This is a genomic window from Mesorhizobium sp. B1-1-5 (assembly GCF_006443065.1).
Lineage (GTDB): Bacteria > Pseudomonadota > Alphaproteobacteria > Rhizobiales > Rhizobiaceae > Mesorhizobium.
The window spans coordinates 1-1,187 of sequence record NZ_VFWS01000518.1; the positions used below are offsets into that span (position 1 = coordinate 1).

Annotated in this window: 1 protein-coding gene; it reads right to left on the minus strand. The window is 63.1% G+C overall.

From position 1 onward, the window contains the following. The coding region (locus FJ980_RS32900; RefSeq protein ID WP_281406362.1) for a M17 family peptidase N-terminal domain-containing protein at nucleotides 1–797 on the minus strand (797 nt) is incomplete at its 3' end. Nucleotides 798–1,187 lie beyond the last annotated feature (390 nt).

A 1,187-nucleotide genomic window follows, 5' to 3' on the forward strand; every position in this document is an offset into this window, starting at 1 on the left:
GGGCTGTCCTTGGCCTTGCCGCCGTTCCACTGCATGACGGCCATGCGGGCGCCGCGCGGCGAGCCTTGCGCAACACCGAGCAGCGACCCCATGCCGAGTTTCTTCATTTCCTTCTCGGCCAGGATCTCGACCTTGACGCCGAGGGCCTCCAGTTCCTTGGCGCGGGCGGCAAACTCGACCGGTCCCAGGACGTTCGCCGGCTCGTTGACGAGGTCACGTGCCAAAAGCACGCCGTCGATCACCGCCTCGGTCTCGGCGAAGGCCTTCTTCGCACCCGCCGGATCGGCGGTGTGGATGGTTATCTTGGCCGGCTTTTTCGGCTCGGCCTTGTCGCCTTGGCCATCGTCCTTGTCTTTCCTGGTCTTGTACTTATCGAAGGAATAGCTGCGCAGAAGAATACCCGCGGCAAGGCTGGCCGCCTGCGCACCGCTTGACGAGGCGCCGACCACGTCGAGCACCACCGCTACGTCCGTCGCCTTGCGCAGCGACCCCGCGATGGTGCCTCCAAGCTTCGTCCAGGCGTATTCGTCGAGCCCGGATACCTTGCCGACGCCGATCGCGACCAGCCTGTCGAGCGAGCTTGCCTGTGGCGTCAGCACTTCCACCACGCTGGCGAACTTGGCCGTGAATTCGGCCACAGGGAAGGCCCGTTCCAGCGGCTTGCCGGGATCATACGCCGCGGCGGTATCGCTCAGGCCGCCATCATCCGCCGCTAGCACGAAGACCGTCCGCTTCCTGTTCGCGGCGGTCTGCGGCGCGGAGAATTTTGCGAAGGCGATCGAGGGTCTCTGGTTCATCATGTCCTGCTTTCGGGGAATGCGCGGCTCGCGCGAAGCGGTTGGAAGCGATCCGCGACATTTGGTCGTTTTCCGGCATTTGGCAAGACTTTGCCAAACGGGCTCCCCATATGGCACATGAATCTACGGCGATTCGTCGCGGCACGGCTCCGCTTTTTGGCCGCAACCTGTTGTTAACCATCGATGTTCGCCCTTTCTTATCCAATCCCGCCGACACTCCGGCCCAACGTGGCGCGCGATGTGGGACGGGAACCGGATCGTCTGCCTGACAGAGCCCGACGCAGCCAGTTGTGCGGGCGTCGCCGGACGGCTACCCTTATCCGGTGGCATGATGCCGTTCGAGAAAATTGAGAATAGCCTTCATGAAGGTCGTTGAACGCTACATCATGC